This is a genomic window from Aliiroseovarius sediminis, from assembly GCF_022678485.1.
GTDB classification, from domain to species: domain Bacteria; phylum Pseudomonadota; class Alphaproteobacteria; order Rhodobacterales; family Rhodobacteraceae; genus Aliiroseovarius; species Aliiroseovarius sediminis.
Genome location: NZ_JALBYP010000011.1, coordinates 1 through 231 on the forward strand (window position 1 = coordinate 1; position 231 = coordinate 231).

1 pseudogene is annotated in these 231 nt (G+C 65.4%); it reads left to right on the forward strand.

Going from position 1 to position 231, the window contains the following annotated elements:
- A pseudogene (locus MN186_RS00050) lies at nt 1-231 on the forward strand (hypothetical protein); the annotation flags it as partial.

The following is a 231-nucleotide window of genomic DNA, read 5'->3' on the forward strand; positions in this document are numbered from 1 at the left end:
GCCCCCGCCAAGGTCATCACCGGTGCGGACTTTGACTTCACTTGGGCTGGCACGATCAACGGGCGTGACTTCCTGACCATCGTTCCGGCAGGGGCCGATGATAATGCGGTCGACAGCCACATCCGTGCCAGGGACGATAGCGAAGGTCGCCTGACCGCCCCCGGCACACCCGGCCTTTACGAACTGCGATACGTGTTGGAGACCGGCCGCCGCACCCTTGCGCGGGCATCC